Here is a 12,054-nt window from a genome sequence, read left to right as displayed (position 1 = left end):
TCATGGTCAAGAACATCAAACGCAACGCTTTCGCAACAGGAATGCAGGACAAGCGTGACATGCGCCCATTGGAATCACCGGAAAACATTAGCGAACCGAACACGGAGCAGGAACCGACACAGGCCGTTCCTGAAACGCAGGAACCGTCAGACCAGTCAGTCCAAACGTCCGCCGACATGCACGCCCAAACGCTCACGGAGGAAGAAGCCGACCGTCGGGCACGGCTCATCACCGACATAACCCATCCTGAAACACCGGCACCATCCGAAACGCATCAGCCGCCGAAAGAGAAAAGAATCGGTAGCAACGTCACCGTCGAGAACTGGCGGGCATGGAAATTGAAAAGCATCGAATACGGGACGAAACAGGCTGTATTGTTGAATGCCGCGATGGACTACTGCTTCCAGCAGGGGCACTTCGACCAGTCGCTCATCGACAAATACGAGCAGAAGGAATAGGTTCCGGTATATTAATATCCGGGTGAACAAAAAGACTTCACCGAAGTCTTCCAGATGGGGCGACGCTCATATTAGAGCGGACGCCCCATTGGTTTCTCTAAAACACAGTCAGGATACGAACGGGTTCGTTGGCTCGTCATCGTCTACCACGCCCGCGTCCGTGTCGGCATCATCGTTAGCTGACTGGATGGAAGGGAGACTGGGGCGGACTATGACACCGGTTTCCGTGATTTCGGCTTTCAATTCCGGCCATGCGAGCTGAATCTTCTCCAACGCTCTCTTGAACTTGCGTCTGAATTCACGCATCGGATACCCGTCATACTTGAACTGCATCAACAGGGCTTCCCATGTCACGCGCGTCTCATGGCGCATGGCATGGGCACGGAACGCGAGCCACTGGTATACGTCCAACGCGAGGGCATCGTTGCGAAGCTGGCGAACGATGGATGGGTTGAGAGGAACGCAGTTCTCGGTCAGCAGTGCCCACATCTCGGGGGAGAACTTTATGTAGGACTTCTTCGCCCCGTCATCGTCGTAGCTGAGTGACACTATGTTGGCAACGAAGAAAGAGTGGGCTGTGAATCCGCCAGTGGACCAGTTTTCAAGAACGATGGAGGTTGTTGCTAGATTCCTGACCATGTTCATCACCGTCTCTTTGCTGGACCCTGAATAGTGGATTCCAGTGCTCTTGCAGAATGAACGATAGGTGTCGTCCAAGTAGACGGTATGATTCTCTGCGTCCACGCAGTCGCTACTGTTCTTGATGAGAGAACGGATGTGGATGAGGAACATTCTGGGGGCTGCTCCGTATGCCCATTCTCCGGTGGAGGCCGATACTGTGATTGACGAGTTTCCGTTAATTTTTCTCATGGATTGAGATTCCGGTCTCGACTGCGGCAGGAAACTCAGCTTCGACATAACCGACGGCGTGTAGTTGTATGTATTCGACTTGTAGAGGTCTTTGCTATGCTTGGTCATGTGACCACGATTCCTTCAGTGTTAGGTGGTTGCCATTCCCCGGCTGGTTCCAACAGTGCGGGGATTTTCTCAGAACAGTATACGTTACTACCTACCCCTTATAGATTCTTTTCTACCCTCCGTCTTTTTGTAGCTCCGAACTGCTTGCGAAAAAGGTCGAACGGGGCATGAGGAAGTGCCACGGAACGTGAGAAAGCGGAACCAAAAGTTGGAACTTCTGACACGGAAAGTGGGCACTTTCGACACGCCACATATAAAAAAGTTGGAACTTTCGACACGGAAAGTGGGCACTTTCGACACGGAAAGTGGGCACTTTCGACACGGAAAGTGGGCACTTTCGACACGCTTTCGACCCGAAACACCTACTCCCATAAGGGATTCCGGCACCTGCAAAAGGTATACAAAAGATTACAAAAGATATTAATATCCCTTGTATTCCCTTCTTTTTCAAAAAACAAGTTTTTTCAAAAAGAAGCAAAAAATCAAAAAATCAAAATAAAACCATTTTTCGGATTCCACGTTTGGTCAGGTCTAAACCCGCTTAAGGGTATCCTCAATGCTTTTAGAAAAAATTAGGTCACTACGAACGTTTAGGCATGTCCGAATGTTTTCGAGGGAAGAGAGAAAAAGAAAAGTTCCGGAAAAAGAAAAACAGAGAAGCCAGCATGGCCGGTGAATGCATGCTGAAAACCCCGAAGCCGATATAGGAAACCTCGGACGGAAGGTAGACTTGGAGACAGTGCATGACAAGCGGAAATGAATTCGGAGCGGAACTGTGTTCGGAAGCAAGAAAGACAAGAACGGCAAACAGCCGATGGGACAGCAGAAGGCGAAGCAGAACCCGAACAATGAGACCGACCTGTTCGCTGACGAGAAGGAACGCAAGGACGAGATAGAACTCACCGCGTGGAAGAAGGCGTTGAAGAACACTCAGAAGTGGAAGGTTCTCATCATCCTGTTCATCTGCACCGGTCTGGTAGCTCCGATGATTTCCGTCCGCGCAATCAACACGTTGAACGAGATGGGTTCCTACCTGACGGAGAAGTACAAGGAAATCAGCGGCGACAAGCCCGGCAAGCAGGTCGCGTTGCAAGCCGTGTACAGTTGGCTGGATGATGACAAGGGCGCTTTCCAATACGGGTATGCGAACCTGTGGTGGAATGGTGCCACTGAAGTCAGCACGTCCACGTCGGACGATTCCAACGGTTCCACCACCCAGTATTGGAGCCATCAGATGTCCCTCACCGATAAGTCGGATGGAAGCACGAGGGATATCACTCAGCTTGTCGCCGTCACCGATGGTGTGGCTACTGCGGTTGGAACGCCGACCGTGCTTCCAAAGACCGTCACTTCGAACAGCAATACGGACACGTACCGTCCCGACGGTTACATTCAGCTTGACCAGAACACAAGCCTGACGAACGTGGTCAGCGCTTGGTCTAAAGCGTACATCGGCAAAGACTCCAACGCTTTGACGGTACTTGTCGGAGACCCGAACAGCGACCACATGTACCAGCCAGCAAGCTTGGGTTCGTATCTGAACTCGTCCCTCGACTGGCTTGTGCAATGCACCAAGGACGGCAAGACCGTTGACAAGCAGAACAAGTCCGACAATCCCGAATGGGCGGCGGCGAGCGTCAGCATCTCGTTCAAACCCTACGAGAAGAAGGTTGACGCAAGCGCCGCCAACGACCCGAACGCGGACACTGGTTCAACGAGCAACGTGGAGACGAGCGTCACCGTCCTCATCCACAATCCGACCCGTGGTAGCGCGAAAATCGTTGACTGGGGTGCCGAAGGCAGTCTGACCACGTTGAAGGCGTTCAGCAATGCCATCGACCGTTCTCTGATTGGCTCCTCCAGCAGTGATGACGATGATGATTCTTCCGATTCCAGTTCATCGGATTCCGATAGCGGTTCCGGTGATGACGGTTCCGACAATGACGATTCCGACTCCTCCGATTCGGATTCGTCCGACAACAACGGCAGTAATTCATCCCAGAATTCCGACGACGGTTCCGTAACCGGCGACCCCAATGAGGGGCCGAACGACTAATCCGAAAGGAAAACTAAAATGACAGGACACAACAAGCCCAGTGAGGGCGACAAGTTCGCTGAGTTCATCAACAGCAACGGCCCGTTGACCGGTGCGATTATCGCCATCGCGTTCATCGTGTGCCTCGTCATCAGCATCATCTTGAACCTGTGATGAGAATTTTTGGAGGTTTCCTATGGCTAAGAAGAAAGGCGGAATGTCCGCCGGTTCCCTGATTGGCGGCATTCTGGTCGTGTTGACGGCCATGGTGCTCATCGTGAATCTTGGATTGTGGACTCCCATGTCGAAGATTTTCGGATTGCCGGAAATCAACAGTCTGTCCCAGTTGATGCCGGGTGAGGATTCCAAGGTGAAGCCGGATGTGAAATTGGGGTTGAAGGAGCCTTCCTTGAAGTCGTCCGGCTCTAATTCGCAAACCAATACTCCAGAAGCCACAGAAACGCCCTCAGAAACGACGCAGACGCAAAACGGGGACAATTCCTCAAGTCAGACACAAAAGACCGCTACAGGCGTCCCTGAAGGCGCTTTAAGCCCCATTACCACGAAACAGGCGCTCGACAAACTCGCTGACATCGAAACCGCCACCCCACACACCAAAGGCTACAACCGTAAAACCGACTTCGGCACATGGCAGAACAGCAACCAGCTGTGCAGATACGGCACGACCCGCGACTACATCCTCAAACGCGACATGACCGACGTGACCATGGACAAGAACTGCAAGGTGCTCACCGGAACCCTCCAAGACCCATACACAGGCAAGACCATCAAATTCCAACGCGACACCTACGAGACCATCAACGGCAAACAGAAGAAAACAGGCGGAGACAGCATGGCCGTCCAAATCGACCATGTGGTGGCGGTCAACGACGCTTGGGCCAGTGGACTGTGGAAGGACTCGCGTAAGGGCGACCGCATCACCTACGCGAACGACCCGGAAGTGCTTGTCGCGTCCGAAGGTGAGGCAAACAACATCAAACAGCAGGGCGTGAACCTCGTGAAGGATGATGCCTTGAACGGTTCCTCGACCAAGTGGAAGGACGCAACGCCCAGCATTTGGCTCCCGTCCAACAAGACGTACCAATGCTCGTATATGGCTAAACGCGTGTACATCAAAGACAAGTACAAGCTGTCCATGAGCAGTTGGGAGAAGGCCGAAACGAAAACGTTCCTCACGCAATGCGTTGCAGATGAGAACTGATAGCCTGTTTCTCCATGCGACCCGTCGCCCGTAAAGTATGGTTATAGATTCCATATGAGGGCGGCGGGTTGTCTTTTTGTATGAGAGATAAGGGTTTGCAATGTCCGATGTCAAAAAAAATTCAGAGTACGAAATTGAAAACTATGACGAACATGTAAACGCGGTAGGAGATAGCTCTGCACCTGTTTCTCTCCTCTTGGGAATAGGTGTCGGTGGTTTTGACGAAAAAGATTACAGAGATTATCTGGAAGAGAAAAACACGCGTTGAACCCCTTGTCAGAAAAATTTTTCCTGTTTTTCCGGTTTCTCGCTCGATGAATGTTCGAGGTCGTTTACTGTGACAGTTGAGACCGGGTTTTCGTGGTATATCTTCCACCATCTGGTTTCTTCCCCGGTCTCTGTGGAAAGCTCCTCTCGGGGAGTGTGTTTCGGGTTCCGCCACCCGTGTGTGGATTCTTTTTTGGGTGGCGGAACCATTTTCTTTCCTAATTGGCATTGTGGCGATTCGAGAAGAGAATGATGTTATACTAGAAGCGTTCACACAATAACAGAAAAAGCCAGCCAAGGAGAAAAACATGAGCAACTACTTCAACAGCATCGAACATCAAATCAACCTCATGCTCGACAGGGAACAAGACCTCCAAGACGAACAGGAACAGCGTCTACGGGACATTCACGACGGCATTGGGGACTACGTGCTGTTGCCCGAAGGCGACCCGTGGAACATCGATGACTACGAGCAAGACCCACGGCCCACCAACGTCAACAACACTTGCAGTCACGGACTCTATGTTGACGAAGGTGTGAAATCTGGAACCATGTATCATCTCAACCCCGACCTTGGACTGTGGGCGGCTTGTGACGACTACGAGGACATAGAAAAAATGGTCAGGGAAGGCAAGACGCTCACCCAGCCCATTGACGATTACGATTCGAAGCTCGCCTGAGAAAGAATTTTTCCTACAACCTTCCTTGTTTGCGAAAAACTACGTTATAGTGGAACCAGTCACAAACAAGGAAGGTTTCTTTTTTGAACACCGAAACGGACATCACGGACAGTCAAAACCAACAACGTTCCCGTCCGCGCAAAGACCTTGACACCGTAGGCGGATTCCTTGACTCCTGCAAGGACGAGACGCCAATCCTGCTTTACTTCAACACAAACGACGGAATACAAAGAATCCCCCACATCCTAGGAGACCCGCCTACCGTCGGACAACTCCGACTCAACAAATATCTGCGGCCACTGAAAATCCAACGAAGAGTCCGCTACCAGATTGCCGGAACCAGCGACACCGGCTGGGTCATCCGGGTCGATGAACGATTCAAGAAAAAGAAATACGTCAAAGCGTCGAAAGCCTGAATCCTTGGAATATCAGAACAACACCGTGAACAAAAACTGCCTATACTCCAACGGAGACCGGGAAGCGGTCTTGCAGACCATCTTCCGTAGGGGAGTCCTCCCACAGGTCGTGGTGTACGCGCTCGGACTACTGGTGGCGGTATGGCTCCTCGCATATTCGAACTCCCTGACGGGAGGATGGAAAATCATCTTCCTGTTCCTGTCCATCCTGAACTTCGTGTCCGGAATCCGTGGACTCGTCAAGGTCGGCGTCAACTGGACGACGCTCCGTGACTGCGCGTATCCGAACATCGACGCGAACGCGGCTGAAACATGGGATTTGTCGGTATGGCTCGCCAACAGTCCGCAATTCGGAGGAACCCCAATCCGGGATATGCGACAGCAGGAACTACGTGAGGCATTGGATGAGTACGGGACACTGTTCCAAGCGAACAATCCCGAAGACGTGACCGTCCAACTGAACCGGTTGGAACGGCTCATGCACGAAGTGGATTGGACGGGCCAATACGTTCATGCGCTCCTTCTATTCCGACAGTTGAAAGACTCGCATCTCAAATATTGGAGCCAACTGGACGAAGCCTACCGTCAAACGTTAATAAAACTGACGTCAGGCATGCGTTTGGAAAACCTAAGCGAAGACGTGCAACTCTCCCCACACCGCATGGTCATCTTGGACGGATTGCAGATTAACTGCGGACTGCATGGTACCGCAGGAAAATACACCGTCGGCTACGAGGACGGCGGAGTCCTGTGAACTATCAGATGCTACGGGACGCTCGCACCGGACGAATCCACCTGTTCTCCAACAATTGTTGGATGCTTAGGGATTGGGTGGCGAAAAACATCGGATTGGACGAGAACGGCGTAGCTCTCATACGCAGACTCGACCTGTTGGAAATGGAAAAATACTCCACCAAAATGATGGACAATCCCGAATCGTCCAGTGAGGAATACTGGCAAGCCAAAACCATGCATGACGGCATCGTCAAAACGTTCGAGGAACTATCACCTGTCGCACGAATCGAATACTGGGACTGTTTTAACGACACTCCCGTCAACATCCTCTGATTTTAGAAAAAAACACAAAACCTCTGAAAGGAGCAGCATTGGACGAACAATCCTCCACCCAACGTTTCCGTGTTCTCATGGCCGGTATCAGCGAAGGTGAGACCAGAATCCTCTACAACATCGAAAAAGGAAGGTTGACCGCCGACATTCTCAAAAGCAACATCGGCAGACGACTGCTGGATGCCGGACTCATCCGACGTAACGGGCAATCGGCCCCGTCCCTCACCAAGGATGGCATACGTCTCGTATCCACGCTCGCCCAAGGCGAGGCAGACCGTCCAATCCGACTATACGAGCGCAACGGCGAAACGCTGCTCCGCCAAGCCGGACAGGGAACGGCCAACGCATACAAGACCGGTTTCGAAAACGCCGCCATCGAACTGCTGAACGACAAGCTGGTTCGCCTCGACATCGCAACAGGTGCTCTGACGCTGCTTCCTGCGGGACGGGAACTATTGGAACGACTGGAGCAGACGTCTTGAAGCCTTGGTTCCAAGACGACACGCTGACGCTCTATCTGGGCGACGCATCGTCCGTGCTTCCCGATTTGCCCGACGGAAGCGTCGATTGCATCGTCACCAGTCCGCCGTACTACGGGTTGCGCCAATACACGGATTCCGAACTGGAAATCGGACGCGAACCCACACCCGGCGGCTATGTGGAAGACCTCAGCAAAGTATTCCGCGAATGCAGACGAATCCTAGCCGATGACGGCACGCTCTGGCTGAACTTGGGTGACACGTACTCCACGCCGAACCTGTGGGACGGCGGCGACGAGTCGGAGACCAGCATCGGATTGCACGGACATGCGCAGAAACCGAACGGCAGAAAACGTCCAGACCGTCCGGCGAAGAACCTGCTCGGCATCCCGTGGAGAGTGGCGTTCGCATTGCAGGATGACGGTTGGATATTGCGCTCGGATATCATTTGGGGAAAAACCAATCCCATGCCGGAAAGCGTGAAAGACCGTCCAAGCAAAAGCTACGAGCATATTTTTCTATTCTCCAAAACCGAAAAATACTATTACGACTACCAGTCCGTAAGACAACGGCAGTCGGAGAAAACCATTGAGGATTTAGCTCACCGGCATACGCTCGGCAACAAAAGCGCATATGGTGGCGTCCGCGAGGATTTGGGAAGAGACCGTAGGGAATACGTGGCATCGGACGGCAGACGAAACCTACGCGACGTGTGGATGTTGCCGACCCGCCCGTATGCGGGAGCGCATTTTGCGGCTTTTCCGTTGGATATTCCCCTCACATGCATTCAGGCCGGTTGCAAGCCGGGCGGCGTGACGCTCGACCCGTTCAACGGTTCCGGTACCACCGGGTTGGCGGCTGCGATGCTGGGGTGTAGGTATGTCGGTGTTGATTTAAACGAACAATATTTGGAATTGAGTCTGCGAGACCGTCTGAATCAGCCTGCGTTCGTATAGGAGATTGGAAAAAAATGCTGTCGTTATTATCACAACAGAATGTGCTTATCGCATTGGCTGTGGGAGCTATCATATTGGCGCTCATGTTCCTTGTGTCCGCATTGGAAGACTTGTTGGGTAGTGATACGAGACTAGGGGAGTTGTGCGGTCGCAGGAACCTGAGATGGGCTGTGGTCATTCTGACCATCGTGGCGGTTCTCACGGTAGTGGTCATCTGACTTTTCTGACTGGGGCGGCGTCGAGTCGCCCCTTTTTTATTTTCGGAATCGTGGATTTGAGTTTTCAGGCAATCACTTAACCTATGCTATATTGGAATCGTTCACATAAGCAGACGTAAAGGAAAACCATGAACCAAAAAGTCCTCATCGCTCTCAACAACGGAGCGAAACGTATCGTATACCGTGACGACCTCTGCCACGAGCTGGCCGACCTGCTCCGGCTCTACCTGCACGCCGACGCGTTGCCGGGAACAGGGGAACGTTGGGAACTGTTGAGGACGCTTGCATCCACTCTCATTGGTCGCGCTGTCGAAAAAGGGCTTTTTGAGGACTGCGCCCGCGTGAACGTGTATCCGGTTTCTTTTCAAATGGTTCAGCCTGATTGACGTATTCAACAAACTGAGTTACAGTGGAACTGTTTACACATATAGACCCAAAGGAGAAAACCAAATGACCGTCAACGAACTCATAGAACAATTGAAGAACCTACCCAAGGAAGTATGCGAACAACCCATCATGAACGGCAAGCCGAACGTAGGCTACCGGCTAGCCGGTCTTCACGCAATTTCAGCCGCCAAGGTCATTGTATCCGACGACGGCGTTTGCAACGTGTACGACCCGGAGCTTTCCGACGAGGAAAACGTAACAGAGTTGGAAAACCGATATGGCATGCCAATGCATGTCGAGCATCGAGTGCTGGCGTTCTTCGATTGAGAAAGGTTCTATGAAAATGGACGCGCACACTCCTATCAATATTCCCATCCGTCTCGAACAGTGGCTCAAAGGCGACAACGTTTTAGATGTCGAAACAATCATCATCGACGCCCGGCCAATCCTAGACGCAACCGATTTCGACAATCTTCCCGAATGGGAGGATTGGGATGCGGACTTCATCGCGGAGGACGCTCAAAGAATCGGACTGCTGAAAATGTGGTCTGGGCCATTCACGGTCGAACTGTTTAATTGCGACGAGTATCCCGACTATCTCGAATGGCGTAAAACCCATAAGACCATTGAGGGTGCCGCAGAACATATCCTCGACTTGAGCAAGAAGGAATTGCAACGGCGAATCGAAGAAACCAAGAAGCAACTCGACAAGTATGTTAGCCAATATGAGGCATTATGCGAGGAACAGTATCCGCGTCAAACTTCTGGAACGGAACTGGTTGGCAGACTACTCGTCTAACATCCGAAGGGAAAAAGGAAAGCCAAAGATTGGAAGACTGCCGTATTCATACTTGCTTCTACTCTGTTGGACATGGCCCGCGCCATGGGTGGTCACAGCTACGACGAGATGTGGCGGGCCAACGCTTTGCCGGGCATAATCGGGTCGGCCTGTACGACGAACTTTAATGTCGGTTGATTCGATTCTCTCATTGGTGGGCCTGCTGTTCGCTGTTCTGGGTGTGCTGGCCGCTCTCATCTCCTACGCCTTCGGTTTGGAGTGGGCGGACGTTCTAGTTCCGTTCTGTTTCTTCGTTCTGCTGGTCTGTCAGATGGTGCGACTTGTCTGCTATCGGGAAACCGACGCGCTGGCTCCCATGGCGACAGCAGGATTTGCCGTCATCATCTGGCTGGTGGCTCTCACGCGGCGGAACGGAGGTTCTTGAAATGATTGACATGCAGGACACTGAGGAAAATCGTTGGCTACTGCTGGATATGGCCCGTGCTATGGGTGGCTACGGCTACGACGAGATGTGGTGGGCTGACGTTTTTGAGCCGGACGAATTGGAGTATTCCGCTCCCGACTTGTATGAGAAGTTCGTCAACTCGTCCGACTATGACCCTGCCGCTCACTGGTTCCGTCGTAAGGAATACGGTGTCGGTTTCAAGTCGGTCACGGAAGAGAGCCTGTTGGCGGATGCTTGGCATATGCGGGATGATATTGTCGAATTGGCTTCTCGTAGGGATGTGTGGCTGAATATTCCGGATATCGATTTTGTTTCGCGTATTCGGAAGCTTGGGGTTGTGGTTTCTTAGGATTATTTCCCTGAATATTTCATGCTATACTGGAAACGTTCACAAAAAAGTTTTCAGAAGGAGCAAAATGGGCAACATCGAAACACTCGTCACACCCATCCCAAAGGGCCAGACGAAAAATGCAACCACGGAAAAGGCCATCGTCATCTCCTACAGTTCGAACGGCCACTACCGTGAGCGAATCTTCTCCAAGGAATCCTATACAAGTGGCAGTTCATGCTATCGGAACGGAGCATATTATCTGGATGCACTTCTCGGCGGACAACTCGACTGGGAGTCCGTGGAAGCCGCAGGTTTCGACTCGACAGCCGGATTGAAAGCCTACGCCATCAAGGACGGAGTTCCCTTGTGGCATTGGGTTCTGACTGACGGCACCGTCATAACCTCAATACAACAGTTCGAATACTGCAAGTTCTCAATGGCTAAAATCAAAACATTGGATGGCCGGAATGTAATCCTGAACATGTCGAACGTCCTGTACGCGACCACTGACGAGAAGTGAGGTATGGGAATGACGGTGAACGAGCTTATAGAAAAACTCCAAAAACTCACGCCGGAAGAACGAGAACTTCCCGTATGCAACTATTCGTTGCTTGACCCATATGCCATCAACGAATTCGAATACTATGACGAAATAGTCGATGAAGTGCATGTGGACGAGATTACTAATCCCGCTAATTCAGAACTGACGGTGGGTGAAAAAGCCGTGTTTTTAAGGTAGGAACAAAATTGACCGTGCAAGAACCCATCAAAGCGCTTCAAAACCTTCCAGCAGAATCCCAGAACCGTCCGGTCTGTGTGGCCGTAGCCTCGAACGACCCTAACGGTATCCCCTATTCGGAATACCGTCTGGGAGATTCCTCGAAAGTGGAGGAACGATATTCCGAATGCGGGGGAGGGAGAACCGCAGTGGTTCTTCCCGCAGTGATGGACGAGGTTGTTAAATAGAGGATTTGTTGACGACGACAGGAGGGAAGACAAACATGGTCGAGGAATACTGGAAACGTCTTTGCCGCTCGTTTAACAAGAAATACGTTCGTGAAATAGAGACGAGATTGCAGGAGAAAAACCATGATGGTGAACGTCGTCATACTTGAAGACCAGTATGCGCCGGAGGAATACGAGATTGTCGGCGTATGTGATGACACGCATCTCAGGAACACATATGCGGAAGCTGTTAGAAGACATGTCGGGAACCCTGTTCTCGAATTCGAGCGACATGACCGTGAGCGGGAAGCGCACTCGTACATTCATGTCACACGAATCGAAATGAACAAAACGAAGGAGTAACCGTGGA

21 protein-coding genes are annotated in these 12,054 nt (G+C 51.8%); 20 read left to right on the top strand and 1 reads right to left on the bottom strand.

What is annotated here, in order from left to right; genetic code table 11:
• Positions 1–2: 2 nt before the first annotated feature.
• Entirely contained in the window at positions 3–458 is a 456-nt protein-coding gene (locus KSX58_RS05580) for a hypothetical protein (protein WP_217735893.1), read from the top strand.
• Between the two features lie 108 nt (positions 459–566).
• On the opposite strand, the gene KSX58_RS05575 is transcribed toward KSX58_RS05580, so the two are convergent.
• A complete protein-coding gene (locus tag KSX58_RS05575; protein ID WP_217735892.1) occupies positions 567–1,436 on the bottom strand; it encodes a replication protein RepA in 870 nt (289 codons plus the stop codon).
• 775 nt (positions 1,437–2,211) lie between these two features.
• Here KSX58_RS05575 and KSX58_RS05570 point away from each other — a divergent pair.
• From KSX58_RS05570 to KSX58_RS05485, 19 genes are all read left to right on the top strand, one after another.
• Positions 2,212–3,492, top strand: a complete 1,281-nt coding sequence (locus tag KSX58_RS05570) for a hypothetical protein (RefSeq protein ID WP_217736103.1) — start codon at positions 2,212–2,214, stop codon at positions 3,490–3,492.
• An 18-nt stretch (positions 3,493–3,510) separates the two neighbouring features.
• Positions 3,511–3,645, top strand: a complete 135-nt coding sequence (locus tag KSX58_RS10550; protein WP_271701330.1) for a hypothetical protein — start codon at positions 3,511–3,513, stop codon at positions 3,643–3,645.
• A 22-nt stretch (positions 3,646–3,667) separates the two neighbouring features.
• Positions 3,668–4,693 carry a DUF1524 domain-containing protein gene (locus tag KSX58_RS05565; protein ID WP_217736102.1) on the top strand — a complete coding sequence of 342 codons (1,026 nt, stop codon included), beginning with the start codon at positions 3,668–3,670 and terminating at the stop codon, positions 4,691–4,693.
• Positions 4,694–4,793: 100 nt separating this feature from the next.
• Positions 4,794–4,961 carry a hypothetical protein gene (locus KSX58_RS05560; RefSeq protein ID WP_217736101.1) on the top strand — a complete coding sequence of 56 codons (168 nt, stop codon included), beginning with the start codon at positions 4,794–4,796 and terminating at the stop codon, positions 4,959–4,961.
• A gap of 307 nt (positions 4,962–5,268) precedes the next feature.
• Complete coding sequence (locus KSX58_RS05555) at positions 5,269–5,640, top strand: hypothetical protein (protein WP_217736100.1); 372 nt, start codon at positions 5,269–5,271, stop codon at positions 5,638–5,640.
• 83 nt (positions 5,641–5,723) lie between these two features.
• A complete protein-coding gene (locus tag KSX58_RS05550) occupies positions 5,724–6,056 on the top strand; it encodes a hypothetical protein (protein WP_217736099.1) in 333 nt (110 codons plus the stop codon).
• A 4-nt stretch (positions 6,057–6,060) separates the two neighbouring features.
• A complete protein-coding gene (locus tag KSX58_RS05545; RefSeq protein ID WP_217752052.1) occupies positions 6,061–6,810 on the top strand; it encodes a hypothetical protein in 750 nt (249 codons plus the stop codon).
• 62 nt (positions 6,811–6,872) lie between these two features.
• Positions 6,873–7,124 carry a hypothetical protein gene (locus tag KSX58_RS05540; protein ID WP_217736097.1) on the top strand — a complete coding sequence of 84 codons (252 nt, stop codon included), beginning with the start codon at positions 6,873–6,875 and terminating at the stop codon, positions 7,122–7,124.
• Positions 7,125–7,162: 38 nt separating this feature from the next.
• Positions 7,163–7,606 (top strand): hypothetical protein, encoded by a 444-nt coding sequence (locus tag KSX58_RS05535; RefSeq protein ID WP_217736096.1) that lies wholly within the window; start codon positions 7,163–7,165, stop codon positions 7,604–7,606.
• Positions 7,603–8,559 (top strand): site-specific DNA-methyltransferase, encoded by a 957-nt coding sequence (locus KSX58_RS05530; protein WP_237976437.1) that lies wholly within the window; start codon positions 7,603–7,605, stop codon positions 8,557–8,559. Before KSX58_RS05535 ends, KSX58_RS05530 begins: the two co-directional genes overlap by 4 nt.
• 14 nt (positions 8,560–8,573) lie before the next feature.
• Positions 8,574–8,777, top strand: a complete 204-nt coding sequence (locus KSX58_RS05525; protein WP_217736095.1) for a hypothetical protein — start codon at positions 8,574–8,576, stop codon at positions 8,775–8,777.
• Between the two features lie 128 nt (positions 8,778–8,905).
• Positions 8,906–9,163 carry a hypothetical protein gene (locus KSX58_RS05520; protein ID WP_217736094.1) on the top strand — a complete coding sequence of 86 codons (258 nt, stop codon included), beginning with the start codon at positions 8,906–8,908 and terminating at the stop codon, positions 9,161–9,163.
• A 64-nt stretch (positions 9,164–9,227) separates the two neighbouring features.
• Positions 9,228–9,491: a hypothetical protein gene (locus tag KSX58_RS05515; protein ID WP_217736093.1), complete on the top strand. Its 264-nt coding sequence runs from the start codon at positions 9,228–9,230 to the stop codon at positions 9,489–9,491.
• A gap of 16 nt (positions 9,492–9,507) precedes the next feature.
• On the top strand, positions 9,508–9,963 hold the full coding sequence (locus tag KSX58_RS05510; RefSeq protein ID WP_217736092.1) for a hypothetical protein: 456 nt from the start codon (positions 9,508–9,510) through the stop codon (positions 9,961–9,963).
• Between the two features lie 166 nt (positions 9,964–10,129).
• Positions 10,130–10,387, top strand: a complete 258-nt coding sequence (locus tag KSX58_RS05505; RefSeq protein ID WP_217736091.1) for a hypothetical protein — start codon at positions 10,130–10,132, stop codon at positions 10,385–10,387.
• A 1-nt stretch (position 10,388) separates the two neighbouring features.
• A complete protein-coding gene (locus tag KSX58_RS05500) occupies positions 10,389–10,757 on the top strand; it encodes a hypothetical protein (protein WP_217736090.1) in 369 nt (122 codons plus the stop codon).
• Positions 10,758–10,824: 67 nt separating this feature from the next.
• A complete protein-coding gene (locus tag KSX58_RS05495; RefSeq protein WP_217736089.1) occupies positions 10,825–11,259 on the top strand; it encodes a hypothetical protein in 435 nt (144 codons plus the stop codon).
• 9 nt (positions 11,260–11,268) lie between these two features.
• On the top strand, positions 11,269–11,478 hold the full coding sequence (locus KSX58_RS05490) for a hypothetical protein (RefSeq protein ID WP_217736088.1): 210 nt from the start codon (positions 11,269–11,271) through the stop codon (positions 11,476–11,478).
• A gap of 350 nt (positions 11,479–11,828) precedes the next feature.
• Positions 11,829–12,047, top strand: a complete 219-nt coding sequence (locus tag KSX58_RS05485; RefSeq protein ID WP_217752051.1) for a hypothetical protein — start codon at positions 11,829–11,831, stop codon at positions 12,045–12,047.
• Positions 12,048–12,054 lie beyond the last annotated feature (7 nt).

The sequence above is a fragment of the Bifidobacterium sp. MSK.17.10 genome (assembly GCF_019129655.1).
GTDB lineage: Bacteria > Actinomycetota > Actinomycetes > Actinomycetales > Bifidobacteriaceae > Bifidobacterium > Bifidobacterium adolescentis.
The sequence above is the reverse complement of the archived record's forward strand: the minus strand, read 5'-3'. Positions and strand labels throughout refer to the sequence as shown.

Coding starts and splice junctions, on each gene's coding strand:
- KSX58_RS05580 (WP_217735893.1), top strand. CDS start 3: ATGGTCAAGAACATCAAACGCAACGCTTTCGCAACAGGAATGCAGGAC.
- KSX58_RS05575 (WP_217735892.1), bottom strand. CDS start 1,436: ATGACCAAGCATAGCAAAGACCTCTACAAGTCGAATACATACAACTAC.
- KSX58_RS10550 (WP_271701330.1), top strand. CDS start 3,511: ATGACAGGACACAACAAGCCCAGTGAGGGCGACAAGTTCGCTGAGTTC.
- KSX58_RS05565 (WP_217736102.1), top strand. CDS start 3,668: ATGGCTAAGAAGAAAGGCGGAATGTCCGCCGGTTCCCTGATTGGCGGC.
- KSX58_RS05560 (WP_217736101.1), top strand. CDS start 4,794: ATGTCCGATGTCAAAAAAAATTCAGAGTACGAAATTGAAAACTATGAC.
- KSX58_RS05555 (WP_217736100.1), top strand. CDS start 5,269: ATGAGCAACTACTTCAACAGCATCGAACATCAAATCAACCTCATGCTC.
- KSX58_RS05540 (WP_217736097.1), top strand. CDS start 6,873: ATGCTTAGGGATTGGGTGGCGAAAAACATCGGATTGGACGAGAACGGC.
- KSX58_RS05525 (WP_217736095.1), top strand. CDS start 8,574: ATGCTGTCGTTATTATCACAACAGAATGTGCTTATCGCATTGGCTGTG.
- KSX58_RS05520 (WP_217736094.1), top strand. CDS start 8,906: ATGAACCAAAAAGTCCTCATCGCTCTCAACAACGGAGCGAAACGTATC.
- KSX58_RS05515 (WP_217736093.1), top strand. CDS start 9,228: ATGACCGTCAACGAACTCATAGAACAATTGAAGAACCTACCCAAGGAA.
- KSX58_RS05510 (WP_217736092.1), top strand. CDS start 9,508: ATGGACGCGCACACTCCTATCAATATTCCCATCCGTCTCGAACAGTGG.
- KSX58_RS05505 (WP_217736091.1), top strand. CDS start 10,130: ATGTCGGTTGATTCGATTCTCTCATTGGTGGGCCTGCTGTTCGCTGTT.
- KSX58_RS05500 (WP_217736090.1), top strand. CDS start 10,389: ATGATTGACATGCAGGACACTGAGGAAAATCGTTGGCTACTGCTGGAT.
- KSX58_RS05495 (WP_217736089.1), top strand. CDS start 10,825: ATGGGCAACATCGAAACACTCGTCACACCCATCCCAAAGGGCCAGACG.
- KSX58_RS05490 (WP_217736088.1), top strand. CDS start 11,269: ATGACGGTGAACGAGCTTATAGAAAAACTCCAAAAACTCACGCCGGAA.
- KSX58_RS05485 (WP_217752051.1), top strand. CDS start 11,829: ATGATGGTGAACGTCGTCATACTTGAAGACCAGTATGCGCCGGAGGAA.